Source organism: Sphingobacteriales bacterium (assembly GCA_016719635.1).
Classification (GTDB): Bacteria; Bacteroidota; Bacteroidia; order Chitinophagales; family JADIYW01; genus JADJSS01.
On record JADJYT010000003.1, the window covers coordinates 146,840 to 171,604 of the forward strand.

At 41.9% G+C, this 24,765-nt stretch carries 27 protein-coding genes and 1 pseudogene; 11 read left to right on the forward strand and 17 right to left on the reverse strand.

Annotation, left to right across the window (positions count from 1 at the left end; genetic code table 11):
• The first annotated feature begins 326 nt into the window (after nt 1–326).
• The 3 genes from IPM95_07435 to IPM95_07445 are packed head-to-tail and all read left to right on the forward strand — an operon-like array spanning nt 327 to nt 3,005.
• Nucleotides 327–1,706, forward strand: coding sequence for a GMC family oxidoreductase (locus tag IPM95_07435; GenBank protein MBK9329134.1), 1,380 nt, complete (start codon nt 327–329; stop codon nt 1,704–1,706).
• Entirely contained in the window at nt 1,706–2,596 is an 891-nt protein-coding gene (locus tag IPM95_07440; protein ID MBK9329135.1) for an alpha/beta fold hydrolase, read from the forward strand. Before IPM95_07435 ends, IPM95_07440 begins: the two co-directional genes overlap by 1 nt.
• 4 nt (nt 2,597–2,600) lie before the next feature.
• Complete coding sequence (locus tag IPM95_07445; GenBank protein MBK9329136.1) at nt 2,601–3,005, forward strand: hypothetical protein; 405 nt, start codon at nt 2,601–2,603, stop codon at nt 3,003–3,005.
• Here IPM95_07445 and IPM95_07450 read toward each other — a convergent pair.
• Complete coding sequence (locus IPM95_07450; protein MBK9329137.1) at nt 3,002–4,393, reverse strand: cytochrome P450; 1,392 nt, start codon at nt 4,391–4,393, stop codon at nt 3,002–3,004. The genes IPM95_07445 and IPM95_07450 overlap by 4 nt on opposite strands.
• 30 nt (nt 4,394–4,423) lie before the next feature.
• On the opposite strand from IPM95_07450, the gene IPM95_07455 reads away from it, so the two are divergent.
• Complete coding sequence (locus IPM95_07455) at nt 4,424–5,212, forward strand: class I SAM-dependent methyltransferase (protein MBK9329138.1); 789 nt, start codon at nt 4,424–4,426, stop codon at nt 5,210–5,212.
• Between the two features lie 2 nt (nt 5,213–5,214).
• Here the strand turns inward: IPM95_07455 and IPM95_07460 are convergent, their stop codons facing one another.
• The gene (locus IPM95_07460; protein MBK9329139.1) at nt 5,215–6,597 is read right to left on the reverse strand and encodes a tryptophanase; all 1,383 of its coding nucleotides are present in this window, start codon (nt 6,595–6,597) and stop codon (nt 5,215–5,217) included.
• Between the two features lie 228 nt (nt 6,598–6,825).
• Here IPM95_07460 and aceB point away from each other — a divergent pair, with 228 nt between their 5' ends.
• From aceB to IPM95_07475, 3 genes are all read left to right on the forward strand, one after another.
• Nucleotides 6,826–8,424: a malate synthase A gene (gene aceB, locus IPM95_07465; protein MBK9329140.1), complete on the forward strand. Its 1,599-nt coding sequence runs from the start codon at nt 6,826–6,828 to the stop codon at nt 8,422–8,424.
• Between the two features lie 55 nt (nt 8,425–8,479).
• Nucleotides 8,480–9,763: an isocitrate lyase gene (gene aceA / locus IPM95_07470; GenBank protein MBK9329141.1), complete on the forward strand. Its 1,284-nt coding sequence runs from the start codon at nt 8,480–8,482 to the stop codon at nt 9,761–9,763.
• 124 nt (nt 9,764–9,887) lie between these two features.
• Complete coding sequence (locus tag IPM95_07475) at nt 9,888–10,646, forward strand: class I SAM-dependent methyltransferase (protein MBK9329142.1); 759 nt, start codon at nt 9,888–9,890, stop codon at nt 10,644–10,646.
• 10 nt (nt 10,647–10,656) lie between these two features.
• On the opposite strand, the gene IPM95_07480 is transcribed toward IPM95_07475, so the two are convergent.
• The 3 genes from IPM95_07480 to IPM95_07490 are packed head-to-tail and all read right to left on the reverse strand — an operon-like array spanning nt 10,657 to nt 13,620.
• Complete coding sequence (locus IPM95_07480) at nt 10,657–11,679, reverse strand: hypothetical protein (protein MBK9329143.1); 1,023 nt, start codon at nt 11,677–11,679, stop codon at nt 10,657–10,659.
• Nucleotides 11,680–11,713: 34 nt separating this feature from the next.
• Complete coding sequence (locus IPM95_07485; GenBank protein ID MBK9329144.1) at nt 11,714–12,727, reverse strand: UbiA family prenyltransferase; 1,014 nt, start codon at nt 12,725–12,727, stop codon at nt 11,714–11,716.
• 2 nt (nt 12,728–12,729) lie between these two features.
• Nucleotides 12,730–13,620, reverse strand: coding sequence for a class I SAM-dependent methyltransferase (locus tag IPM95_07490; protein ID MBK9329145.1), 891 nt, complete (start codon nt 13,618–13,620; stop codon nt 12,730–12,732).
• A gap of 82 nt (nt 13,621–13,702) precedes the next feature.
• Between IPM95_07490 and IPM95_07495 the strand changes: the two genes are divergently transcribed.
• From IPM95_07495 to IPM95_07510, 4 genes are all read left to right on the forward strand, one after another.
• Nucleotides 13,703–14,617: a phytanoyl-CoA dioxygenase family protein gene (locus IPM95_07495; GenBank protein MBK9329146.1), complete on the forward strand. Its 915-nt coding sequence runs from the start codon at nt 13,703–13,705 to the stop codon at nt 14,615–14,617.
• Nucleotides 14,617–15,018: a hypothetical protein gene (locus IPM95_07500; GenBank protein ID MBK9329147.1), complete on the forward strand. Its 402-nt coding sequence runs from the start codon at nt 14,617–14,619 to the stop codon at nt 15,016–15,018. Before IPM95_07495 ends, IPM95_07500 begins: the two co-directional genes overlap by 1 nt.
• A 207-nt stretch (nt 15,019–15,225) precedes the next feature.
• Nucleotides 15,226–16,440 carry a phytanoyl-CoA dioxygenase family protein gene (locus IPM95_07505; protein ID MBK9329148.1) on the forward strand — a complete coding sequence of 405 codons (1,215 nt, stop codon included), beginning with the start codon at nt 15,226–15,228 and terminating at the stop codon, nt 16,438–16,440.
• Nucleotides 16,440–17,297, forward strand: a complete 858-nt coding sequence (locus IPM95_07510; protein ID MBK9329149.1) for a phytanoyl-CoA dioxygenase family protein — start codon at nt 16,440–16,442, stop codon at nt 17,295–17,297. The genes IPM95_07505 and IPM95_07510 overlap by 1 nt, the downstream gene beginning before the upstream one ends.
• Nucleotides 17,298–17,311: 14 nt before the next feature.
• On the opposite strand, the pseudogene IPM95_07515 reads toward IPM95_07510, so the two are convergent.
• From IPM95_07515 to IPM95_07570, 12 genes and pseudogenes are all read right to left on the reverse strand, one after another.
• A pseudogene (locus IPM95_07515) lies at nt 17,312–17,815 on the reverse strand (phytanoyl-CoA dioxygenase family protein).
• A 271-nt stretch (nt 17,816–18,086) separates the two neighbouring features.
• Nucleotides 18,087–18,980: a phytanoyl-CoA dioxygenase family protein gene (locus IPM95_07520; GenBank protein ID MBK9329150.1), complete on the reverse strand. Its 894-nt coding sequence runs from the start codon at nt 18,978–18,980 to the stop codon at nt 18,087–18,089.
• A gap of 2 nt (nt 18,981–18,982) precedes the next feature.
• On the reverse strand, nt 18,983–19,918 hold the full coding sequence (locus tag IPM95_07525) for a phytanoyl-CoA dioxygenase family protein (GenBank protein ID MBK9329151.1): 936 nt from the start codon (nt 19,916–19,918) through the stop codon (nt 18,983–18,985).
• On the reverse strand, nt 19,918–20,832 hold the full coding sequence (locus IPM95_07530) for a phytanoyl-CoA dioxygenase family protein (GenBank protein ID MBK9329152.1): 915 nt from the start codon (nt 20,830–20,832) through the stop codon (nt 19,918–19,920). The genes IPM95_07525 and IPM95_07530 overlap by 1 nt, the downstream gene beginning before the upstream one ends.
• Nucleotides 20,832–21,314 (reverse strand): hypothetical protein, encoded by a 483-nt coding sequence (locus IPM95_07535; protein MBK9329153.1) that lies wholly within the window; start codon nt 21,312–21,314, stop codon nt 20,832–20,834. Before IPM95_07535 ends, IPM95_07530 begins: the two co-directional genes overlap by 1 nt.
• Nucleotides 21,315–21,319: 5 nt before the next feature.
• On the reverse strand, nt 21,320–21,625 hold the full coding sequence (locus IPM95_07540; GenBank protein MBK9329154.1) for a phytanoyl-CoA dioxygenase family protein: 306 nt from the start codon (nt 21,623–21,625) through the stop codon (nt 21,320–21,322).
• Nucleotides 21,612–21,809 (reverse strand): hypothetical protein, encoded by a 198-nt coding sequence (locus tag IPM95_07545; protein MBK9329155.1) that lies wholly within the window; start codon nt 21,807–21,809, stop codon nt 21,612–21,614. Before IPM95_07545 ends, IPM95_07540 begins: the two co-directional genes overlap by 14 nt.
• Nucleotides 21,810–21,811: 2 nt before the next feature.
• Complete coding sequence (locus IPM95_07550) at nt 21,812–22,588, reverse strand: phytanoyl-CoA dioxygenase family protein (GenBank protein ID MBK9329156.1); 777 nt, start codon at nt 22,586–22,588, stop codon at nt 21,812–21,814.
• Nucleotides 22,581–23,495 carry a phytanoyl-CoA dioxygenase family protein gene (locus IPM95_07555; protein MBK9329157.1) on the reverse strand — a complete coding sequence of 305 codons (915 nt, stop codon included), beginning with the start codon at nt 23,493–23,495 and terminating at the stop codon, nt 22,581–22,583. The genes IPM95_07550 and IPM95_07555 overlap by 8 nt, the downstream gene beginning before the upstream one ends.
• A 3-nt stretch (nt 23,496–23,498) precedes the next feature.
• Entirely contained in the window at nt 23,499–23,894 is a 396-nt protein-coding gene (locus IPM95_07560) for a phytanoyl-CoA dioxygenase family protein (protein MBK9329158.1), read from the reverse strand.
• Nucleotides 23,801–24,370 (reverse strand): phytanoyl-CoA dioxygenase family protein, encoded by a 570-nt coding sequence (locus tag IPM95_07565; protein ID MBK9329159.1) that lies wholly within the window; start codon nt 24,368–24,370, stop codon nt 23,801–23,803. The genes IPM95_07560 and IPM95_07565 overlap by 94 nt, the downstream gene beginning before the upstream one ends.
• A gap of 9 nt (nt 24,371–24,379) precedes the next feature.
• Nucleotides 24,380–24,709: a phytanoyl-CoA dioxygenase family protein gene (locus tag IPM95_07570; protein MBK9329160.1), complete on the reverse strand. Its 330-nt coding sequence runs from the start codon at nt 24,707–24,709 to the stop codon at nt 24,380–24,382.
• Nucleotides 24,710–24,765 lie beyond the last annotated feature (56 nt).

The following is a 24,765-nucleotide window of genomic DNA, read 5'->3' on the forward strand; positions in this document are numbered from 1 at the left end:
TCTAACCCCCCCGCACCTTCCCCCCATTGAACCCAGGGGGTGGCCCCCCCCAAAAAAAAAAGCTCCCCCCCCCTCTTTCCCCCAAATCGGCGGGCCGCCCGCGCAAAAAAACAAAAAAAAATTTTTTCCTTTTTTTTTAATTTTCCCCCGCTGCCCCCCTTTTTTTTAACTCCCCCCCTTTCCCCCCCCCAAAACAATTTCCCTTCTAAACCAAAACAACTAACCCAAAAAAAAAAATTTCCCCCCCCACAAAAAAAAAAATAAACACTACAACCCCCCCCCCCCCCCCCCCCCCTCCCCTCCCTGGTTCATTACAACCAAACAAAATGATATACGATTTCATAGTAGTAGGCAGCGGTTCCGGAGGCGGAGCACTCGCTTATTATCTCAACAAAAGCGGTGCGAAAGTTTTACTGATTGAAGCCGGTAAATTCTACAGAAAAGATACCTTTCCTAAAACGGAAGCGGAAACCTCCGCTCACCTCTACTGGGGTGGCGGCATTGAATTCGGGAAAGACGGGAGAATGGGGTTCCTGCGTACCAAAATGGTGGGCGGCTCTTCTATCGTTTATCAATGCCTGATGGACCGGTTCGATGATATCGCACTGAACGACTGGAGAGCGGAAAGCGGTGTGGACTGGTTCACGCCCGAGGTGATGGACAAGCATTACTCTCAGGTAGAAAGTGATATGGTCTTACATACGTTTTGCCGGGAGGAAATGCGGCCAAATGGAATCCTGTTTGCGGATGCCTGTGATAAGCTGGGTTATAAATGGGACTTCCTGCGCAGGGGACAAAGTGACTGCGGCGCGGATAAAAACAATGACTGCACCGGCTGCCTTGGCGGTTGTTTCCGCGATTCCAAGCAGAGTTCGCTGGTCGCTTTTATCCAGAAAGCGGAAAAAGAAGGCCTGGAAATTATCGCCGAAACGGAAATACATCAAGTAGAACCGAACAGCGATACGTGCAGAATACACGGATGGCAAAACGGAAAACAGGTCAGTTATGAAGGCAAAAAAGTGATTTTGTCCGGAGGTGCATTTGGAAGCACCCGTATGATGACAATGTCCGGATTCAAGACCAAACTCCCTGCACTGGGTAAAAAATTCTCTTCTCATCCGCAGTTCATGTGGCTGGGTTTTCAAAACGAACCGGTAGATGCTCACAAAGGCATGTTCCAGTCAGTGGCGTCTAAAGACCCGAATTTCAGGGCACAGGGATTCAAGCTGGAGAATGTTTTCGCTTCCCCTATTTCAATCGGACTGCTGATGAATGTCACCGGAGCCAAACATCAGGACTACATGAAAAAATACCGCTATATGCAGTGCGTGGAAGTGGCGGTGCGCGACGAGAATGTAGGTGAAATCCAATGCGACAACAAAGGGAAATTAACCATCGTAAAATCTTTAACTGACCAGGATAAGGCAAGACGGGATAAAGGATTGTATGCGATAGAAAATATCATGAATGCGGCAGGTGCCAATGAAATATTTAAATCACGGTTTTATTTTGGATTGCATCTGATGGGCGGTTGTGTTATGGGTACAGACCCTGCGAAATCGGTTGTCAATCCGGACTTCCAGGTACACGGAGAAAAAACGTTATACATCGCAGACTCCAGTATTTATCCGAATGCACCGGGCATCAATCCGGGACTGACCATTAAATCTTTGGGACACCGCTTAGCATCACAACTTATCAAATAATGGAAACCATCTTTACACCGGAACATTGCTTTGAGGAAATTAAGGATTTCCCTTATGCGCCGCATTACATGGATGTTGACGGTTTGAGAATGCATTATATCGATGAAGGCAATAAAGACGGTGAGGTTATCTTAGCCCTGCACGGCGAGCCTACGTGGAGTTACCTGTACAGAAAGTTTATACCTGTATTATCCAACTACCGTTTCATCGCGCCTGATTTCATTGGCTTCGGTAAATCAGAAAAGCCCGTGAAAATGCAGGACTATTCCTATTCACTTCATTATAACAGCATCAAAAAGTTCATTCAGCAACTCGGACAGAAAGATATTACCCTGGTGGTACAGGATTGGGGCGGACTGATTGGACTGGGTGTTTTAGGGGAACAGCCGGATTTGTTTAAACGTGTCGTGATACTCAATACGGCCTTGTCCGACGGCAGAAAATTACCCTTATCGTTCAAAGCCTGGCAGGCATTTGCAAAATATCATCCTGACCTTCCGGTTGGAAAGATTGTCCGGAAAGCCTGTGCAAGGCCCGTAAGCGATGCCGTAATGGCCGCCTACGATGCTCCCTTTCCTGAGAAGAAATACAAGGCAGGTGCCAGAATATTTCCTTCACTGGCCCCGGGCAGCAAAAATGCGGATGGCGTCCTGCAAATGAACCGAGCGGCAACAGTATTGGCTGATTGGAAAAAACCTGCTATCATCTTATTTTCAGATAAAGACCAGATACTGGGAAAGATGGTTCATTTCTTTTACAAGCTGATGCCGGCGGCACATGAACAACAAAGAATCACCATAGAAAACGCCGGGCATTTTTTACAGGAAGATGCCGGAGAAACCATAGCATCTCACATCGATGAATTTATTCAGGGAAAATTAAAAAAATAAAACGATGGCAAATCAATTTTCAAACCGCGCAGTTAAAGGGTTATTAAAAATCGGGAATATCTATTGTCCGAAAAACGGTGACTTTCCGGCTTATGAAGAGGTGGCGGGCACCTGGAAGTACGATGATCTGGCTGCCAATGTTCCGGCAGATGATTTCAATTCATTGAATATGGTTCTGGGCATCTTCTCCTTTCTGCCTGTTTTCATTTTAAGATGGCTGATAGGTGTATTTGAACGTTCTCAGTATAGTCCTAGCGATGGTATTATCAGTTCGACCTGCAGGCAGTTGAACATAGGTTTGCGCGGTCTTTGTTATTCTACCTATTATTCAGAATTCCACAATCCCAATTACACAGGCAAGAAACCTTTGGATGTCATCGATTATCATCTGAACAGAGTGGTGGATTAAACAGCACCCGTAATCTTTACCTTAATACCGTATTTCGGTTTCAACGTAACCAAAGGCTCAAAAGCAACGGGGTGCTGCGCGTCTAACTGCATATCAAAATGATACAGCAGTTGCGCCAGAACAATGGTAATTTCCATCGTGGCGAAATAAAAACCGATGCACATCCTCGGCCCTCCGCCAAACGGATAGTAGGCTTCACTGTTGAATAACGGATTGTCCTTTCCTTCAAACCGTTCGGGAATAAAGGCATCCGGCTGCTTCCAGTATTTCGGATTCCGATGCAGGTAATAAATGCTCATCAGCGTAACGACATCTGCCGGAATTTCCATATCATTCACCACATCAGGGGCTTTGCTTTCCCTGCTAAGGATATAGGCGGTCGGATATAAACGCAAGGTTTCATCAATGACATTTTTCAGATACACCAGCTGCCGGAAATTATCCATCGTCAGTTTCCCATCCGGCATTATCCGGTGTACTTCTTCCTTTGCTCTCCTGTAAATTTCCGGATGCGAGCACAAACTATACATCGCCCAGGCAAGGGTATAACCGGAAGTTTCGTGGCCGGCAACATAGATGGTCAGCAATTCGTCTCTCAGTTGCTTATCCGACATCCCCTCTCCCGTATCTTCATCCCGGGCTTCCATCAGCATGCTTAACAAATCGTTTCTGGATGGTTGGTTTTTGCGCAATGCAATGATCTCATACAGTATGCCGTCAAATTTTTCCAGGGTTTTCAGGAATGCCTTCTCTTTACCTGATATTTTTGCCCAAAACTGATAAAACGGAATACGGATCAGTTTCACCATATGGTCCTGGATAAAATAGATGTAATTTTGAATTTGGCTCAGTTTGCCGGAAACATCCGCACCGAGCAAGGTTTCTATCACCACTTTAGAGGTGAGCTGAATCATCTCCCTGTCAATAAATAGTTCTGTTCGTTCTTTCTCTTTTAATTGTTGAATATGGTCAAGCGTAATGGCATTCATCGTGTCAAAAAAACCTTCCAGCCGCTTCTTATAGAATGCAGGCTGCGCCAGCCTGCGCTGCCTGAACCACGATTCTCCTTCATTGGTCAGTAATCCATTTCCCAAAGCCAGCTTCAAGATATTATTGCCATAATCCTTGCGGTAGTTTTTATGGTTCAGCTGAAGAATCTGCTTTATCACATCCGCATCACAGGTGGCAAGCAGTGTCTTGTTCACGGGCATACTGAAAAGAAAGGTATCTCCGTAATCTTTAAAATTATTTCCAAAGAATCCAAGAATATCCTTTGACAATTCAGGTGCATTGCCCAAGATGGGTAGTGCCTTTATTTTGGGTATCTGCATGTCATAATTTTTATAAAAATACGGAATATCAATATTAGTGGATAAACAAGTGTTCATATTAGAGCGTTAATATGTATTTTTGAAACAATGCCAACCATTTTTCAGATAGAAGAATATATCTATTATTGGTTATCCTCCTTTAATAAGTACAAAATCCATTCGCCGTTTGTCTATAAACTGGTTACGGAAGTGTTTGAAAAAGAGTTGAATTATCCTGATTTTGAGCGGATTGAGAATCTACGGGATGATTTAAAGGAGAATAATAATGAAATTGATGTTATCGATTTAGGTGCCGGCTCCAGATCCTTCAGATCTTCTAAAAGGAAAATAAGCAGAATCGTTCGCAAGAATGTGAAAAAAGAAAAATACGGCCATCTCCTGTTCATGATGATCCGTCATTTTAAAGCCAATTCCATATTAGAGTTAGGTACATCACTGGGACTCACCACCGCTTATCTGGCATCCGCCCACCCGAATACGAGAGTGATAACGATTGAAGGTAGTGAATCCATTGCTCAGGTGGCGGCTGAAAATTTCAAGAAATTAAAACTGAACAACATTCAGCTGGTCGTCGGAAATTTTGACACAGAGCTGACTAAGATCTGTGAAGAAAGACAAAAGTTTGACCTGATATTCATTGACGGCAACCACCGAGAAGTGCCGACGATCAATTATTTCAATACCGTACTGCCTTATTGCCACAACGATACGATATTGCTGTTTGACGACATCCACTGGAGCGAAGAAATGCAGGAGGCCTGGGAGTACATTAAAAACCATGAGAAAGTGACACTCACGATTGATATTTTTGAAATGGGAATTGTTTTCCTCCGCAGAGAGAACCGTCAGAAAGAACACATGCTGATTCACTACTAAACCTATTCTACCCGGTCAAAATGGGCTGTAAAGTGCCTTAAAAACGGAGGTTCATAAACAATCCGCATTCCTTTTGATTTTGTCTTTTCTTCCTTTAATTCCTCAAACACATCAATCACATAATCAATATGGCTCTGAGTGTATACCCTTCTGGGGATTGCCAGCCGAACTAACTCAAATGCAGCAGGAATCAGGATTCCGTCTGGATCATTTTTACCAAACATAACCGAACCGATTTCACAGCATCGTATCCCGCCTTTGGTATATAAATCACATACCAATGCCTGCCCCGGAAACTGATGGGGCGGAATATGCGCATAAAAGGCTTTTGCATCCACATAGATGGCATGTCCGCCGAATGGTTTTACCGTCGGTATTCCCAATTCATTCAGGTGCCGGCCTAAGTATTCCGTACTTTTTATCCTGTAGTGCAGGTAATCTTTGTCAAAAACTTCCTGAAGCCCGACCGCCAGTGCTTCCATGTCCCGACCGCTTAAACCGCCATACGTCACAAACCCTTCCGAAATAATCAGCAGATTCTGGCATTGTTCCGCCAGTTTCTTGTCTTTTAGCGTCAGCAGACCGCCCATATTCACCAAACCATCCTTTTTCGCCGACATGATAAAGGCGTCACCCAGAGTCAATAATTCCTGTGCTATCTCCCTGTAGGTCTTGTCCTCAAATCCGGATTCCCTGTGTTTGATGAAGTAAGCGTTCTCGGCAATCCGGCAGGCATCCAGCACTAACAAAATAGCATACCTGTCACACAATGCCCTGACCGCTCTGGCATTTTCCATACTGACCGGCTGTCCGCCGGCTGAATTATTCGTTACCGTTAATATGACGGCACCTATATTTTCCCTTCCATATTTTTGGATAAGTCCTTCCGATTCGGTGATATCCGTATTTCCCTTAAACGGCAGTTCCAGTGAAGGGTCTTTCGCTTCGGAAGGCAGGCAGTCAAAAGCCACTGCCCCCGTGAACTCAATATTAGCCCGTGTCGTGTCAAAATGCGTGTTGCTGATAAAGACCTTATCTTTCCCTCCTAAAATTCCATACAAGATTCGTTCTGCCGCACGCCCCTGATGGGTGGGTATGATATAAGGCATCCCCGTTAAATCCTTCACCTCCGCTTCGAGGCGCTCCCAGCTTGTGGCACCGGCATAACTTTCATCGCCCTGCATCATCGCCGACCACTGATGCTCGCTCATCGCACCTGTCCCGCTGTCCGTCAATAAATCAATAAAGACATCATCACTCCTCAAAAGGAAAGGGTTATTATGCGCCCTTTTCAATGTTTCCAGCCTGTATTCTTCCGTGGTTATTTTTAACGGCTCCACCATTTTTATTTTAAACGGTTCGGCCAGGGTTCGTTGCTTCGGCATACCTGAATTTTGAACTAAAAATACGACATATATTGCATACATCAATATTGATTGCGCCGAGATTATCTGCCCTACATCTTACCGTATCAGGCTATACATCCTGACAGGCTAAAATTCCAATGCATGCATTTAATCCCGCAACTTTATAGTAAACTTTAGGTAACATGCCAAATTCGGCATTTTTTTATACAATCCGTAAATTCGCTGACCTAAAACACATTCCTATCCATGTCAGCATACAACACGCCAGAAGGCGTAGAAATCAAAGGGGCTTATAAGCCGGAATACGCAGAAATACTGACGCCGGAAGCATTGGCATTTTTTGCCAAATTACAACGCAAATACAATGCTCGCCGCAAAGAACTCTTGCAAAAGAGAGTGGAACGCCAGGTACGCCTGGATGCAGGTGAATTACCCGATTTTTTACCAGAAACCAAATCCATCCGCGAATCGGACTGGACGGTAGCACCCTGCCCTGCAGATATCCAGGACAGACGGGTGGAAATCACGGGCCCAGTGGACCGAAAAATGATTATCAATGCGCTCAATTCAGGGGCAAAGGTATTTATGGCTGATTTTGAAGATTCAAACGCTCCGACCTGGGAAAATAACATATCCGGTCAGATAAACCTAAAAGACGCCAACCGCAAAACCATTTCCTTCATCAATGAAGCAAACGGCAAAGAATATAAACTGAATGAAAAACATGCGGCATTATTCGTCCGACCTCGAGGGTGGCATCTACTGGAAAAACACGTAACCGTTGACGGTGAAGTGGCCAGTGGCTCCATCTGGGATTTCGCCATCTATTTTTACCACAATGCGAAAGAAAGGCTGGCGCAAGGCAGCGGCATCTATTTCTATCTGCCAAAAATGGAGAGCCATCTGGAAGCCCGTTTATGGAACGATATTTTTGTAGATGCCCAAAATGAATCAGGTGTTCCGCAAGGGTCTGTCAAAGCAACCGTATTGATTGAAACCATTGTGGCTACGTTTGAGTTAAATGAGATCTTATTTGAATTGAAAGAACATTCTGCCGGACTGAACTGTGGCCGTTGGGATTATATTTTCTCGTTCATCAAGAGAACGGTGAAAAACAAGCAATTCCTGGTACCGGACAGAATGCAGGTGACCATGACGACGCATTTCCTGAAATCCTACTCTGAGCTGGTCATCCAGACTTGTCACAAACGCAATGCATTTGCGATGGGCGGTATGGCGGCACAGATTCCTATTAAAGACAATCCGGAAGCGAATGAAGTAGCATTGGCTAAAGTTCGAGCCGATAAAGAACGGGAAGCGAAAGCCGGACACGACGGAACATGGGTGGCACATCCGGGCCTGGTTCAGATTGCGATGGATGAATTCAACAAATACATGCCGACACCAAACCAGATTCACGTAAAACGAGAAGATGTACAGGTTACTGCTGCAGATCTGTTGGAAGTACCTAAAGGAACCATCACTTTGGGCGGTCTGAAAAACAATATTGACGTTGGTATTCAGTACCTGGAAGCCTGGTTGAGAGGCAATGGATGTGTTCCCATCCATAATTTGATGGAAGATGCAGCTACGGCTGAAATTTCCCGTACACAGGTATGGCAGTGGGTACATCATGAAGATGCCAGACTGGATGATGGCACAAAAGTAACGGCTGAATTGGTTCAGCATCTAATCAATGAACAGAAAGAGGCGTACAAGGCTACTTTAGGTGATAAGTATGCCGCTTCTAAATTTGACCTGGCCATCGAATTGTTTACCAAAATGTCTTTGCAGGATTCGCTGGAAGAGTTCTTAACCTTGGAAGCTTATAATTATATTGATTAGTTTCAAAATAACAATTCATAAATTCTTTAACTCATTATTCAATAATTAAAATATCATGGCAACAAAACAAGAAAGAGCGGAAGCTCTAAAAAAAGATTGGGCAACAAATCCTCGTTGGAAAGACGTTAAAAGAGATTATACAGCCGAAGAGGTAATAAACATCAGCGGTTCTGTACAAATTGAATACACTTTGGCTAAAAACGGAGCTGAAAAATTATGGAAAAAATTACACACGGATGACTGGGTTGCCGGTTTAGGTGCTTTCAATGGCAATCAGGCTATTCAGGAAGTTACAGCAGGCATGAAAGCCATTTATCTTTCAGGCTGGCAGGTAGCTGCTGATGCTAACCTTTCCGCAGAAATGTATCCGGATCAAAGTTTATACCCTGCGAACTCGGTTCCCATGGTGGTTAAACGCATCAACAACTCTCTGATGCGTCGTGACCAGATTGAATATATGGATGGCGAACCAACACGCGACTGGATGGTTCCGATTGTTGCAGATGCCGAAGCTGGTTTTGGTGGCAACCTGAACGCATACGAACTGATGAAACAAATGATTGAAGCGGGTGCTGCCGGTGTTCACTGGGAAGACCAGTTGGCATCTGCAAAAAAATGCGGTCACTTAGGCGGCAAAGTATTGGTACCTACCCAGGAAGCTATCAATAAATTATCGGCTGCCCGTTTGGCTTCAGACGTTTGCGGAACTTCTACATTGGTAATTGCCCGTACAGATGCTGAAGCTGCAAACTTAATTACATCAGATATCGATCCGCGTGATACTAAATTCATCATCGAAGGGAAACGTGCTCCGGAAGGTTTTTACTATGTTAAAAACGGTTTGGAACAGGGTATCGACAGAGGTTTGTCTTATGCACCTTATGCTGACCTGATCTGGATGGAAACAGGTAATCCTGATTTAGGTATGGCAAGAGAATTTGCGCAGGGCATTCACGCAAAATATCCGGGAAAAATGCTGGCGTACAACTGTTCTCCTTCCTTCAACTGGGCGAAATACATGGATGTGAAAGCAATGACTACGTTCCGTGAAGATTTAGCTGCTATGGGTTACAAATTCCAGTTCATCACATTAGCAGGATTCCATGCTAACAATACCGTGATGTTTGAATTAAGCAAAGCATACATGGAAAGAGGTATGGCAGGTTACTCTGAGTTACAGCAAAGAGAATTTGCATTGGAGTCTGCAGGCTTCCAGGCAATCAAACACCAGTCATTTGTTGGTACAGGTTACTTCGATGCTATTCAGCAGGTCTGTCAGCAAGGACAATCTTCCACCACGGCACTGGCAGGTTCTACAGAGACAGAACAATTCCATTAATATTTAAGCATAACACACTGAACCTGATTCAGTATCAATAAAAAGACGCTCAATGAATGTTGAGCGTCTTTTTTTTAGGACAACGGCGGAAATTTATCTAATTTTAATAAAAATAACCCAGGATATGCCAAAGAATTCTCCGGAAGATGTAAAAGAATATTACAACAGGATGACAGCATCTTATTTGGATATTTATGGAGATGTGATACAGGCATTCCGGCCAACGGATACAGAAAAACTGCTGGATCATATTGCGAGAAGCGCCGGTATCAACTGGAACATGAAAGTATTGGATCTTGGCTGCGGCGTGGCAGGCCCTGCAACCTATTTTTCAAAAAAATGGAATGTAAGCATTGATGCGGTAACAGTATCTGATGTACAGGCGCAGATTGCAGCAGAGAAAATAAGTCAGGAAAACCTGGATGAAAAGGTCAGGGTTCACACTGGAGATTATCATCAATTAGAACAATTACCTATCGCTGACGACTGCTATGATGTTGTCTTATTTCTGGAGAGCCTGGGGCATTCCTATGATATCCAATTGGCGATAGGTGAGGCTGCCCGAAAGCTTAAGGATGGCGGAATTTTGTACATCAAAGACTTTTACAAAAAGAAAGGTGAGAACAGCGGTGAACAACAGAAAATTGATAAAGTTATCCGGAATATCAACCGGCATTATGCGTACAATACATTAGACCTGGAAGCGTTAAAAGATGCTGTACTGAAAGCCGGATTAAAAATAGTATTTGTCCAACCATTTGATTTTATGGATGACATATCGGTACGATATAACTTCGAACAAGCAAACAATATTGATATCTTCGAGGGGATACCGGAATTTTATCCCGCAGAATGGCTGGAAATAAAATGCATAAAAGCCTGAATCCTTCTGACTATCGTTTAATGAAATGTACCGGAAAAGTAATGGCTGCCCAAACCCAGGCTCGGATATTTGGAAAGAACAGTATCAATAATACGCAGTAAAAAATATAGAAGATATCTATTTGTATCGCCAGCAGTCCAAAAATATAGAACGGCAGCACCACTTCATAAAAGATGTTGATATCATACAATTCATCGTCCATCGAAGGTTCCGGGCGTCTGAGCAGGTATGGGATGATGTATGTTTTCCGTTTAAACCAATACATTATAAATACCAGGTAACCGATTGCGAGCAGAATTGTATAGTTATTCCCGTTGATACTACAAAAAGCCAAAAAGGATAGAATTTCAGCAGGCAGAATAAATCTGTATAGAAATTTACTGATCGATAAGCGGTCGTACCGGGTGCCAATCGTTTGTTGATTAATAACGGCATCGTATCTTGCATCAAACAGGAGATGCAGGATGATATTGCGGAAACCTCTTAAGAGCGCCCAAATCAACAAAAAGACAAGTTGTGCCTTCTGTGCGGCCGTAAGGCCAAAAAAGGTAGGATAATTAATATTGATGGCCAGCAGGTAAAAGATGGTGCCGCTGTATAAGGCATCCAGCAAGGGCGCAGCATACAGATTCCTTTTCAGCCGGAATGGCGGGCAGGAGTAAACAATAAAGCAGATTATTTGTGCCGAGAATAAAAGGGTTGCGTGAAGATTACTGATGGAGATATAAAACCCCAGCCCCATTTGCAGTAAGATAACCAGTAAAACCAACCAACGGGCAGATACAGTCAGCACACGGACCGCATTCGATTTTCCGGCTGCCGTATCGTCACTGATATCCGTCCATTCATTCAGGTAAAACCCAAATGAAGCAACAGAAATGGTGAGCAATAAAAACCCGATGGACAGAAAGACAGAATCCGCAAACGGAAGACCTGACTGATATAGACCCCAGCCATAAAAGCCAACAACCGGCGGCAATATATAATTCCACCAGTCTTTTATACGGATGCACTTTAAGTAGGACTGAATCACTCCTATAAAGATACAACCTCTTTTCAGGAGATGGCTAAAAATGAAAATATTTTTGGATGAATCCGACCGTATAACGCAGGTATATCGGGAAAAACAGCAGCAGATTCAACGCTAAAATCCAGATGAAGAAAGGCTGGAAAAAACTAAAATAGCACAACAGCAGCAACGGAAGGTGTATTTCATAAAATTCGTTCAGAAGCTGCTTATTGATAAAATCATACCGTATCTCAAAATCAGAAAGCAACGGTGCTTTTTTGCTTATTCTTTCCTTGAGTACATAAGCCGAGATGTAGAGCAAATAAGCGTATAAGAACAACTGGCGGGTTTCCGGCAGAAAGTATAGTACCATAAAAAAAAGTGTCCACTCAATCGGCACCATGAGGTGCATCACCCAAGATTTGCTTTTACGGACTCCGTGGATAGTTACAAAAGTTTGCGTTTGTGTATTGAGGTCATTGTCATAATCCTCTATCTGGTGATTGAGTATGTTGCGAATTCCCATCAGGATTAACCAGACCACATAAACAACCAGGAACGAAGTGGCGACAGATATATTATTAACTATTTTTGAATAGGTGTAAACCGCCAATATACATGGCACGACCTGCGCATAAAGAGCATCTGTCACAACTCCCCAGGCGCCTCTTTCTTTCAGCCTGAATGGCGGCAGAGCATAAATAAAGAACAACAGAAACTCCAAAGAGATGAACATTAACGAGAACCGGTCAAACGGGAGGATAAACCATGGAAAAACAGACAGAAATAAAAAAAAAATCACCAGCAATACGGATGTAGTTCTGGAAAAGTTGATGAACAGATTCTGTTTGCCATTTTTTATGTCATCGTGATAATCGTGGTAATCATTCAATACATAACCCATACCTGCTATTCCCATCGACAACAGGATAGAAATAAAAATATACCAGAGTATCCTGTTTCCACTGGAATGCCCGAGGAACAACACGACATACAGGCTGCAGAAGATGGTGCTGAATTTATACTGGACATTCGCCCACAAACGGTTCTGTATATTGCTGAAGAATGCCAAACTCAGAGATCCTCTTTGTTAATGTGATTCATTTGCAGCTGGAAAATATTCTGCAAGAAATAGCGATGCATGCCTTTTTTGACATCGTATTCCGGTTTATATAATTTCACTTCAAAGAAATCTATCGGAAAAATATATTTCTCCCAGTTGTCAATCTTGGCGATACCGGTCAGATCCTGAAATTCGTTGGAGATTGACAGGTTTTCAAAATCATCCAGCGGAATATCTATTGTCTTGACAAACACAATGACATAGCCCAATTCTCTGACCAGGTCTACAAACCTGTTCAAATCCGCCACGTCATAATAGTAGGCATCGTTTATTTTTTTGATTTCACCGTCAATCTTCCGCTGCACCAGCCAATTCTTTGAAATACGACGGAACAAGTCTTTGATATACACCTCCCCCCCGGGCTTCAGCACTTTCCAGATGGCCTTCAGTAATTTTTCCTTATCGGTAGAATGACCAAAGGATTCCAGAAAATAGACCTTATCAAACGTCTCATTGGGAAACAACTTGTCGACTTCATGGTAATCCTGTAAATGAACAGTAATCTTGTCCTGAAGCTGTTCATGTGCTATATGCTGCCTGGATGCATTCAACTGCGACTCCGAAACCGTAACGGCATCCACCGTACAGCCAGTTTCCCGGGCAAAATGGCGGGCCGGTCCACATACACCACAACCGGCATCCAATACTCTGTATTCCGGCTTGAAGCCTATCTGCTCAATCTGGTAGTTTAAAATCCCTTTTAAATCATTGGTCCTGAAAGCCTGAATCACCTCCCCGTACACCTTAATGAAGGCATCGTGGTTTTTATTGTAAAAATCGCCCACCTTTTCAGGGTGGTCTGTTTTATTTTTAGTACCTTTAAATTTAGTGAATATGGACATCTGTCAGGCTTTAAATTACTTAATATTTAGTATCACTAGGACTGTTCAAATTTACTAAATTTGATGAATAAATCTACAAAAGATGAGACCCGTATTCAATAATCCTGAGTTAGAGCAGCAATTCCAAAAAGAGGGCTATGTCATTATCCCTTTTTTAACCGATGAAGAAGTGGCGGAAATCAAAGAACGCTACTTCGAAACCTTATCCAACAGCGGCGGCCTGATTGGCGCGGAGGATGCCGGTTTAAAGGATAAGATCACCTACGATTTTACATTCATTGATAAGAATATCGAGTATAAAAAGCTGGTATTTAAAATCATCACGGAACGGTTTGACAAGTATGTAAAGAAATACCTGGCCGATTATACACCTATCATTGCCAACTTCATCCGAAAAAAAACGAACGACGGAGAAGTGCCGCTGCATCAGAACTGGGCATTTGTGGATGAACGGAAATGTACCTCCGTATCCATCTGGTGCCCGTTGGTGGACAGCAACGAAAGCAACGGTACGCTGCAGGTGGTACCGGGCACACACAAACGATACGGTGAATTCCGAGGGCCGATGGTACCGTGGGAACTGGAAAACATCAAACACGACATTATCAGAAAGCACCTGATACCGATGAACCTGAAAGCAGGACAGGCAGTGGTGCTGGATGACAGTATCGTACATTATTCCGCCATCAACAAGACGGATGATTTGCGTCTGGCGATTCAGCTGATACTGATTCCGGGCGAAGAGAAATCCATCCATTACCACATGAATCCGCAGAAGAGCTCGACCAATATCGATGTACTGGAGGTGGATACGGATTTTTATATGAATTTCAATCCCTGGAAACAACCTGAAAATGTAAAAGTCCTTCGCAGGATTCATTACAAGCCTTTTGATATGTCCATCCAATCATTTGAAAAAGGGATATTCTCCACCCGGATTGATGAAGAGCCGGAAAAAAAATCCATCTTAGATAAACTGAAAGCGGTTTTCAATTAATGTTACACCTGAAAGATGCATATCAGCAGAAACTATTGAATATAAACGGATATTTCACCATCCCTTTTTTAACGGATGCGTTAGCCGATAAACTGAAATCCATCTATTACAACCATTTTAACGACACACAAACCACCTTCTACTCCACTTCCTTTCATCCGGATACTGAATTAAAAAATAAAGTAAGCGATGAAATCATAGCATTGATACAGGAAAAACTGAACAGCATTGCGGAAGATTACAAGATACTTGGCAGTTCCTTCCTAAAGAAAAATCCGAATGATAACAATCCCCTTCCCCTGCATCAGGACTGGACCGTAACGGATGAAGAAAAATACGGCTCCTATACCATTTGGATTCCGCTGCAGGACACTACACAACAAATGGCGCTATTCGTGTGATTGACGGCAGCTACAACACAGAAAACAATTTCGCGCGCCAAGCCTGCCGGTGTCGTTTGAAGCGGAAAGAAACCAGTTTGACAATTACCTGAAAACACTGGCGCTAAGAAGGAGAAGCATTTATCTTCAATCAAAACTGATGCTGCATCCTGCCCAACCAATCCGGTGAAGAGCGGCTTGCCGTTACGATAGGACTGGTACCGAAAGATGCCGCATTGTTTATGCTGTACTTTAACAAACAGAAAAACGGAAGTGCAGCAATACAGCATGCCGGATGATTTGTTCATCCATTATCCCGAAATCATCGGACAACCTAAAATAGGCACCTTAGAAAAAACATTTTCCTATATCCCTAAAAAGTTTACGGAAAAAGAGTTTAAGCAGCAACTTTTTGAAAACAGAACCAAATACTCCACCATGCAACCATTATTCTCCAACCCGGAACATCAGGCATTTTTTGAAAAAAACGGATTCCTGAAAATAAATGCCTTAGACGAAAAGGATGTGAAAGAGCTGAAAGATTTCCTGTTTGAATCCGGCATCAAGAAAGTAACCGAATATGGTTTTTATGTGGGTATGGACCATGAAGATAAAGCGCTGGTTGCTCAAATGATGGATAAGATCGGTTCGGTGGCCATGCCTAAACTCACGTCTTTTTTAAAGGACTATCAACTGATTACAGCGAGTTATGTGATAAAAGATCCGAATCCGAAAGGAGTCGTGCCGCCACATCAGGACTGGACTTTTGTAGAAGACGAAATACAACACTGCTCGGTAACCTGCTGGATAGCCTTAGTGGATACGAATATGGAAAACGGCTGTATGGGGGTGATTAAAGGAAGCCATAAATTTTTCAACAGTGTGCGTCCATCCCCGTCACCACAGGTTCCGTCTCCACTGGCGAAACACATGTTTTCCATGTTTCCGTATTTTGAACTACTGCCCATGAAAGCCGGTGAAGCGCTGATATTCGACAACAGAACCTTCCACTCCTCTCCTCCTAACATCACCAATGAACCCCGACTGGCGGTTGGATTGAGCTTTACGCAAAAAGAAGCGCAGCTCCGGCATTACTACTGCAAGCCGGGGACAAAAGACACGCTGTTAAAATACAGGATAGACCCGGCATTTTTCATGAAATATGACAATGGCTCCTTATCCAGAATGTATGATGCCGGCAAGTTGATAGAAAATTATGAACTGATGGAAGAGCGGAAATTTGTCTGGGAAGACCTGAGTAAGGACGAAATGAAACGGCGTATCCTTGCAGCAGGAAATGTGTACAATAAGGAATTAACCCAACACATGATGTCCTTATTCGGAGAACAGATGAAAGACGGCGTAAAAGACAAGGTAATGGGTATTCTTTCCGCATTTAATCCATTAAGTGTCCTTAGAAAAATAAAAGAAAAGGTAGCCTGATGGCAAATGATCTATTGAAATGCGGTTTTGTCATTGTTGATTTACTGGATGACACGGAAGTACAGCAGTTAACTTCGTTAACACAAAAATACCTTACACAACCCGGACAGGATTTCATCTCCTCTTCCCACTTTTTATCCATGGACGATTCAAAGCAAATCAATCATGAATTGCATTCCATCATTCAACCCAAGACAGACATCCTATTTCCTGCGCTTGAGTTGCTGGGCGGTACTTTAGCCACCAAGATTAAAGGGAAAGATATTCTCAAGGCGCACAACGACTGGTCTATCGTGGATGAAACCATCCATAATTCCTATAATCTGTGGATACCATTGGTAAACACCGGCAAGGAGAACGGCACACTCGGGTTAATTCCAGGCTCCCATTTATGGAATAATAAATTAAGAGGATTGGGTATTCCAGGCGATTATGAATCCTATACCCATCAATTCCTCGGCATCGGATATGAACCGGCTTTAAATGCAGGACAGGCTATCTTATACAATCACAAACTCATCCACTACTCCAGGCCCAACAAGACTGATCAGCCCAGAAATACAGCCATCATCGGGATGAAAGATAAGGAAGCTGGCTTACAGGTTTCATTCTCTGCGGACAACAAAACAATTGAAACCTATCGGGCGACAGAAGAAGATTTCTACGGATTTGATGTAAAAAAAATCAGCAGCCATAACCAGCAATTACCGACTGTTCCTCTTTATACCGAAAGAATAGGTTGGGAAGAAATACGAACAAAGTTCAACAGCCACTTACCGGAAGAGTTCTCTAATCTTTTCTGCAAAAGAGAATCTCTCATTTCCAAACTGCTTCATAAATTTAAATTTTCCTACTGAAGGAGGATAGTAGTCTATTGTGGATAAGAACTGACCGTTAGCCGGCCTGCGGTAAATATCCTTATGAAATCTTTGAAAGCGAGTAAAAAGTCTTCCGGCATCAGATACCGTTCTATTTCCTTTTTTTCATTCTTGAAATGAAACAACATAGGGGCGCCTTTGGTCTTCACACCGGATGTGATGGCGATTCGTATCTTCTCACTGAGATTCGGGGAAGAATAATGAATAAGGCTTTGATTCAGAATAACCGCATCACCCGCTCTGGCATTCGTTGGCACGGAGCATTTGATGACGGTGTCAGAATATTGCTGAAAATAAAAAGGAATAGTGGGTGCACGCAGGCTGAACACTTTTGTTGTCTGACTTTTCGGAACTACATACAACGTGCCGTTTTTCTCGTTCGTATCGCACAACGGCGTCCATATGTTGATTGCAACAGACTTTGTCTCATCGACGATGGTCCAGTCCTGATGCGGAGCGAGGTCTGAATTGTTCCCGGGTGTTTTATATAAAAAGAAGACCCGAAATACGTATAGTTTTCAAAGACTCTTTCAAAATAGGGCAGAAAGATGGGAAACAAGCTATCCCTGATTTTGAATTTCAGTTCGATGTCACTCAATCCGGAAGAAGCCCCGAATTGATTCTCCCGAAGCTCCGTATGCATCTCATAAAACAATGCAGTCAGCTTATCAACATCCTCCTTTTCCAGAAATGGGATGATGACATATCCTTCCGTATCGAATCGTTCCTGAAGTTTGCTGTCTTTGAATATCTTGGGATACATGTTGATTAGAATGAAAACAATGATTTAATTTTTTCAAATAAAGTTTCATCGGGAAGCGGTCCGTATTTCGCCTTCAGTATGGCCGGAGTCAGCACCGGAAAATCATACTCAGTAAATCCAATGCTCCTGCCGATTTTAGGTCTAAGCATGTTGGACTGATTATCAAACTGCTGATAGGAAGTAAAGAAATCACCTTCCTGTTCAAACAGTTCGATTTTATTTTTTCCCCTGTCGTTATAGGTGATGGTAATCTTTGCATCCTTATGGGTAACAAAAACATTCGTCGCAATACGTGTTTCTTTGGAGCGGTTAACCGGCGAAAAATGGAGAATGCTGTTGTCGAACAGGATGGCCTCTCCTGCTTTCATATAGACCGGTTGCATATAGCGTTTAACGACATCCACGTATTTGTCATAAATATTTGGAATGGTAGCTGAACGATAGGTGGGAAAAATACGATGACTTTCAGGTATCAGGTATAAGGCGCCATTCTCTGGAGTCGTATCACATAAGGGCGACCAGATATTCATTCCCATAAATGCCGATTCATCCACCAGTGTCATATCCTGATGCACCCCCAGTTCACTGTTATTATCCGCATGCTTGACAATATAACTTCCCATATAGGTTTTATAGTCCGACAGCAATTTTTCGAGATGTGGCCGGGCTGTTTGAATTATTTCATTGCTGGCTTTAATGCGGTATTCGTTATCCGTAAAATAGGTCGTTGGCTGAAAGCCATGTTTATTCTGTGATGTGATATCGTAATAGAATTCAGTCAGATGCCTGATATCTTCTTTGGTGTAGAAAGGGAGAATGACGTAACCTTCTGTAAACAGCCGCTGCTGCCACTCCTCGTTCTTCAGTATTCGTTTATTATTCTCAGTAAAGTCAAACATGATTAGCGTTTTGAGATATGAACGTTAGCATCTTCTATAAGACGCAATATTTGCTTTTTAGTAATGGAAGCCGGAAAAGCCAGTTTTTCCAGGCCGAGGAACTGATTCGGAGGACAAGGCGGCCGTTTCATGATATCTTCACTCTCCCAAAAGCTCCGCTCCACGCGGTATTTCTCCACGCTGTCTTCCGGCGTTTGCCTGTCTTTAAAATATTCCACCATCTTGAAATCCTTAGGCAGCAGCGTCGTGGTGATGGCCACCCTCGTTTCATCGGATAAGTTAGGTGAAGAGGCATGTATCAGTGCCGTATCCCAGCAAAGGATATCGCCTTTTTTCATATATACCGGCTGCATGTGCTTCCACAGTGTCTTGGCATGTTCTTCCAGCGGCCAATGTACATTCAGCGACCGTTGATGGTTTCCCCATAAATGACTGCCGGGCAATACATAAATCGCTCCGTTTTTATCCGTTATATCACATAAAGGAATCCAGACAAAAAGTCCGTTCTCTTTTGTCTCATCTACTACCGGTGCATCCTGGTGCGGGTTGAGTTCACTGACTTTGGATGGTGGCTTGATCTGAAACGCGCCGGTGGTATTTTCATCGTAAATAGCCGCATTAAAAACAGATGGCAGAAGATCTTTTGAAAAAGCGCCTATATTACTCATCACAAAATTCCTGATATCAGGAGAACGGAAACGCCCGCTGTTTTGAAATTTATCCGTTATAGAGTATTCCGGGAATTCTGTAAGGTTCTGATAGGTAGTTTCTAAAAAAGATAACTGCTCCTTTGTTACCGCATCTTTTATCAAGAGATATCCGTCCTGTTGAATTGACTGGTGGCTGTCAGCTGATGTAAAATAATTCAATGGTAAAACCCTGTCAAATTTTACATTCAGAGGCTTGGAGAAAACAGTATTTAAAAGTCGTCGGATCATCAGCAGTCAGATTTATTAATTAATTCCAGGATATCCTCTTTGGTATAATAGTAGTTAATCTTTTCTTCTTTTATAACGGGATACTTATCTGATGGGCTATTGCATACATTCTCATCAGTGAAGTAATCTTCGTCAATATTAAACGACTTCGCATAATCAAACATCCCTTTTCTTTCCTCTATCACGGTAATAAGATTTTGATCTTTGGGAATGGTAGAAATCTGAATAGCCAACCGTTCCTCGTTTGTTCTGTTTGGAGTTGATCCATGTATCAATGCAGGATCAAAACAGATGACATCTCCTATCCCTGTTTGAACGGGAGTCATATTCTTCCATAAGATATCATCCACATAATTATCAAACTTCCATTTCACATGAAAGTTCGACCTCAGATGATTCCCCCACAGATGACTCCCTTTCAGAACATGCAAACAGCCGTTTTCAACCGTTGTATTACTGAGCGAGATCCAAAGGACAAGGGAATATGACCGATTTTCATCGACTAAATTGGGATCCTGATGAGGCCGGGAGCCGGACGTAGATAATGCAGGATTAATGCAATAACCAACACTTATGGGAAATCTAAGCCTTTCATCCTTTAAAAACCTGTGCAAGGCTGGTTTAACAACCTCAGTCACCGATTCTCTGGTTATTTTCTTTAAATCTCTTGACTTGAACGAAACGCTGTTTACGTAGCAATCTGTCTTTTCAAAACTTACATCGCCATTCATATGTTTATAGATGCCCAACAATTGGTTAACTTCGTTTTCGGTAAATATTCCTTTAAAATGTACAAATCCATTCTTTATCAGTTGCCGATGCTCTTCGTCAGATTTCAATAGTTGTAAATTAAAATTCCTGTTTTGCTTTGCAGAAACCCTTTTATAAAATATTCTTTGAAGTAAATCATTCATCAGTTCCTCTTAAATGGATTGAACTTATTTACAAGACTGTAAATATCATCTTTAAACTTTTCCTTCTTCTTTAAACGCAGAAACCTGTCAATATAGGGTATATTTCTTTGCTGTACGGTTATATTGTACTGATCTAATTTTTCCTGTACACTCCCCCATGATGTATCATAGCTTCCGAATGGCTCTTCCCCTAAGACTTCATAATTGTCAATCTTAACCTGTTTATCTTTACACATCTCTAAAATAGACGGATTATTGTATTGAATCAGGAAATCCTTATCCGCTTTAAATTTAATTATGCTGTGTTCCGCTTTTGCAGGATTTCTGATATACAGAACGGTTTGAGCATTTTTCTTTATGAAACTGATATTGATGGCATATCGGACGTTTCTGGAATAATTTGCAAAGGAACCATGTACCGTGTTATTAAAGAAAAAAACCATTTCACCTGCTTTCATATCCAGTATATCCAGGTATTTCATTAACTCTAATTCGTTTTTACAACCGGGGAATATGAGAGCGGGAATGGGAATGCTCTCTTATAATCATAAAAACGATGGCTTTTAGGGATAAATCCGATAGATCCGTTGTCAATATCTGTATCTACCAGCGGTACCCAGCACATAAACGAGGGTACTTCCGGTTCTTCGGTATAGGTAAAATCCTGATGGGCACAAATTAAGAATCGTTCTGTTGGATTCTTATTGACAAAGGAGGCAGAGAAATAGTCATATTCGTCCAGCAGGTCATTGAAAAACGGCATTAATATTTCTGTAAGATTATCCTGCATCATTTTTCGTGCCTGGTATATCGGAATTCATACCGACATTAAAGTCACATCCGACAAAATCTGGAATCTTCAGTGAATTATCGAGTTCAATCAATTTATTAACTGCTGACGAATCTATAGAACCGTACTTAACATACCCTCTATCTTTAAAGTGTTCGTCAATCTCTGTATTTTTGAATATTTTCATATTTAGTTTTCAGATAATCCTATTAACCGATGAACATCTTTCATGCTGTACAAATTATTCAGTTTCATCTTTTTGCTGCGCCTGTATCTGTCTGACGGCTTATTAAAAAGAAATTCATCCATGTAAAAACTCTCATCGATTTCATACTGATAACCTTCATTCTCTCCGGAACTGAAGTAAGTGATCATTTTCTCCTGAACAGGTAAGACAGGTATATTTACAGCTATTCTGTTTATATCCGTTGTATTCTTGTTAGATGCATGAATCAGTGCGGCATCAAACACAATCAAATCACCTAATTTCGTCTCAATGGGTATCAGGTATTTCCATAATTCTTCAGAAAAACGTTCAAACGCCCAATCCATACTGACAGACCTGTTCTTATTTCCCCAAAGGTGGCTTTTAGGCAATACATGCAAGCAACCATTCTCCATATTTATATCTGACAACGGAACCCAAACAATCAGAGAATAGCCCGTACTCTCATCCACATATGCCGGATCCTGATGCGGATTACAGGGATGAATGGCATTGGGCGGATTAATACAAAAGGCCGCTCCGAAAGGAGAAGATATATTCTCCGTAATTAAGAAAGAACTCAAAAACGGCCGGATGACCGGCTTTGTGTTCGTTTGTATATCGGTCAGATGTACATATCCAACTGTTTCTAATTTTTGCTGATGAATATCTGAAACGAACATTTTAGGGTTAAATGTTCTGTGACTTAGTTCAATAATTTTATCCTTACCAGAAAATATTTTCAGGATATCTTTAAACATTTGCCGGATATTTTTCAATATTACTGATTATGAACTCTTCTGTCAGCCTGACGGGATATTTTTTATGTTCTACTATCTTTCTGTAACCTTCAGGTCTTCCCCATAAGTTGCCCTTATACCAGTATTTCTCATCAACGATATATTTTTCTATCTGGTCTTTGGGCGTTTTCTTATCTAAAAAATACTGCACATGTTCCGCCTTCTTTTCAATTATGCACATATTAAATGCAATCCTGATCTTTTCTGTGGTATTTTCCCCTGAAGCATGTATCAATGCTGAATCAAACAACAGTACATCTCCTTTATTCACCATTACAGGTATCATTTTTTCCCATAACAACTTGCTAAAATCTTTCAATGGCCAGCTTGGATACTGGCTGGACCTTTGCCAGGCAGCCCATAAATGACTGCCGGGAATGGCAAAAAAGGTGCCGTTTTCAGATGTCATATCAACCGTTGGAATCCAGGCATACGTTGTAGTACCCTTATATTCATCGATTATGGAACAGTCCTGATGAGGTGCGAACCAGCAACCTTTATTCTTCACAATAATCCCGCCTCCGAAATCATATCTGCACAGATTCTCATCCAATACATCCTTAAAGATATCCTTGCTTACATCGTTTACCACATTTATCGCAATCGTATGCGCCTCCTGCCCGAAAGCTATTGTCGTCTGCAGCTTGTCAGATTCAAAATAGCCCGGCAACGCCTTTATCTTTTCAAACGCGTCTTCCACTTTACGGATATTTTCATCCGACACAATACTTTTGATTATTGTGTAGCCGTTCCTTACATATTCATCCCTGTTTTTCCCGTTTATGATGTATAAGGGATTTATCTTTCGTTCCTGACCGACAAAATCAGATTTTGTTTCTTTCTTAAAGAGATTAAATAAGTTTAGCATAATTTAAATTTTTAATAAATTCTCAATGTCATTTTTAGATACCGGATTAATAAAATTATAATCACCGGTGGTATATTTATAATTCCTTAAGGTACTCACCTTGCCGCCATCTAACCAACAGTCATTGTCAATATCATATTTAATAAATTTTTTATCCTTTAACAGGTATTCTACTTTAGAATGATTTTTTGGGAGCAGTGCTCCGGCTAAAGAAATCCTGTCTTCGCTGGTTTTATTCATAGAAGAAGCATGTATGATAGAAGTCTCAAAACAGATGACATCGCCTTTATTGACAACCAGAGGAATCATTTTTTCCCAAAGATACATATATTGCTTACGGAATGCCCAGGGGATATGCTGTGACCTATAAAAATTCCCCCACAGATGACTTTTGGGCAATACATACAGGGGCCGTTTTCCATGGTTATGTTGCATAAAGGAATCCAGATAAAAACACCATATCCCACCGTTTCGTCAATGACCGCACTATCCTGATGCGGATGCAGTACGCTGTCTTTTCCGGGCGGTTTTATAAAAAATGTACCGCCATCGCCCAAATCACAATTAGATGTATTGGAAAACCTGGCCGCAACCGCTGACATAAACTTCTTAATAAATTCAAATATTAAAGTCTGTGTCTGTTTACATTCAAAATTCCCTGCACTCTCAAATTTCTTATCTACCTTATAGGATGGGAGTGATTTTATTTTCTCAAAAAATGTCCGTGCCTCATTGAGCTCATCCTCATTGATAATGTCTTTGATTACGACATAGCCATTTTCTTCAAAAAAATCTTGTGTAGCTGAATCTAAAAAATAAGCAGGTGTAAAATTTCTTTGGACAGGTTTTATCGTATGTTTTTTAATGAAGAACATGCCTTATTATTAATTGCCGCCGACTATATCAATAAAGTTTGATTTCGATATATAATGACTATACCTAATTTTCTCAATCACAGCTGGATGGTAACGTTCGGGTACGATGTCCGGAATGCCATAATGCCCTTCCAGCCAGAAACTTTCATCAACCGTATATTTTTCAATATACTTATTGTTGTTGTTTATGCGCTGATAGTGAATTAGTGGAAAGTTTTTAGATGCAATGCCTGTATTCATGGCAATTCTCGTATCATTTGTAAAATTTGGCAGTGAAGCGTGAACCAAAGAATTATCAAATAACACCAAATCCCCCTTATTTAAATGGATCGGTATCATGAATTTTAGGATTTCATCCCGCAGGTTTTTAAGAGGGGGATTCGCTTTGATCATGC

Bases quoted from the DNA above. Each gene is read 5' to 3' on its own strand.
- IPM95_07570 (MBK9329160.1), bottom strand. From the start codon at position 24,709: ATGATACCGATCCATTTAAATAAGGGGGATTTGGTGTTATTTGATAAT.
- IPM95_07565 (MBK9329159.1), bottom strand. From the start codon at position 24,370: ATGTTCTTCATTAAAAAACATACGATAAAACCTGTCCAAAGAAATTTT.
- IPM95_07435 (MBK9329134.1), top strand. From the start codon at position 327: ATGATATACGATTTCATAGTAGTAGGCAGCGGTTCCGGAGGCGGAGCA.
- IPM95_07455 (MBK9329138.1), top strand. From the start codon at position 4,424: ATGCCAACCATTTTTCAGATAGAAGAATATATCTATTATTGGTTATCC.
- IPM95_07445 (MBK9329136.1), top strand. From the start codon at position 2,601: ATGGCAAATCAATTTTCAAACCGCGCAGTTAAAGGGTTATTAAAAATC.
- IPM95_07520 (MBK9329150.1), bottom strand. From the start codon at position 18,980: ATGTTTGACTTTACTGAGAATAATAAACGAATACTGAAGAACGAGGAG.
- IPM95_07440 (MBK9329135.1), top strand. From the start codon at position 1,706: ATGGAAACCATCTTTACACCGGAACATTGCTTTGAGGAAATTAAGGAT.
- IPM95_07530 (MBK9329152.1), bottom strand. From the start codon at position 20,832: ATGAATGATTTACTTCAAAGAATATTTTATAAAAGGGTTTCTGCAAAG.
- IPM95_07500 (MBK9329147.1), top strand. From the start codon at position 14,617: ATGTTACACCTGAAAGATGCATATCAGCAGAAACTATTGAATATAAAC.
- IPM95_07555 (MBK9329157.1), bottom strand. From the start codon at position 23,495: ATGCTAAACTTATTTAATCTCTTTAAGAAAGAAACAAAATCTGATTTT.
- IPM95_07495 (MBK9329146.1), top strand. From the start codon at position 13,703: ATGAGACCCGTATTCAATAATCCTGAGTTAGAGCAGCAATTCCAAAAA.
- IPM95_07540 (MBK9329154.1), bottom strand. From the start codon at position 21,625: ATGATGCAGGATAATCTTACAGAAATATTAATGCCGTTTTTCAATGAC.
- IPM95_07550 (MBK9329156.1), bottom strand. From the start codon at position 22,588: ATGTTTAAAGATATCCTGAAAATATTTTCTGGTAAGGATAAAATTATT.
- IPM95_07475 (MBK9329142.1), top strand. From the start codon at position 9,888: ATGCCAAAGAATTCTCCGGAAGATGTAAAAGAATATTACAACAGGATG.
- IPM95_07460 (MBK9329139.1), bottom strand. From the start codon at position 6,597: ATGCCGAAGCAACGAACCCTGGCCGAACCGTTTAAAATAAAAATGGTG.
- IPM95_07535 (MBK9329153.1), bottom strand. From the start codon at position 21,314: ATGAAATACCTGGATATACTGGATATGAAAGCAGGTGAAATGGTTTTT.
- IPM95_07505 (MBK9329148.1), top strand. From the start codon at position 15,226: ATGCCGCATTGTTTATGCTGTACTTTAACAAACAGAAAAACGGAAGTG.
- IPM95_07450 (MBK9329137.1), bottom strand. From the start codon at position 4,393: ATGAACACTTGTTTATCCACTAATATTGATATTCCGTATTTTTATAAA.
- aceA (MBK9329141.1), top strand. From the start codon at position 8,480: ATGGCAACAAAACAAGAAAGAGCGGAAGCTCTAAAAAAAGATTGGGCA.
- IPM95_07545 (MBK9329155.1), bottom strand. From the start codon at position 21,809: ATGAAAATATTCAAAAATACAGAGATTGACGAACACTTTAAAGATAGA.
- IPM95_07525 (MBK9329151.1), bottom strand. From the start codon at position 19,918: ATGATCCGACGACTTTTAAATACTGTTTTCTCCAAGCCTCTGAATGTA.
- aceB (MBK9329140.1), top strand. From the start codon at position 6,826: ATGTCAGCATACAACACGCCAGAAGGCGTAGAAATCAAAGGGGCTTAT.
- IPM95_07510 (MBK9329149.1), top strand. From the start codon at position 16,440: ATGGCAAATGATCTATTGAAATGCGGTTTTGTCATTGTTGATTTACTG.
- IPM95_07490 (MBK9329145.1), bottom strand. From the start codon at position 13,620: ATGTCCATATTCACTAAATTTAAAGGTACTAAAAATAAAACAGACCAC.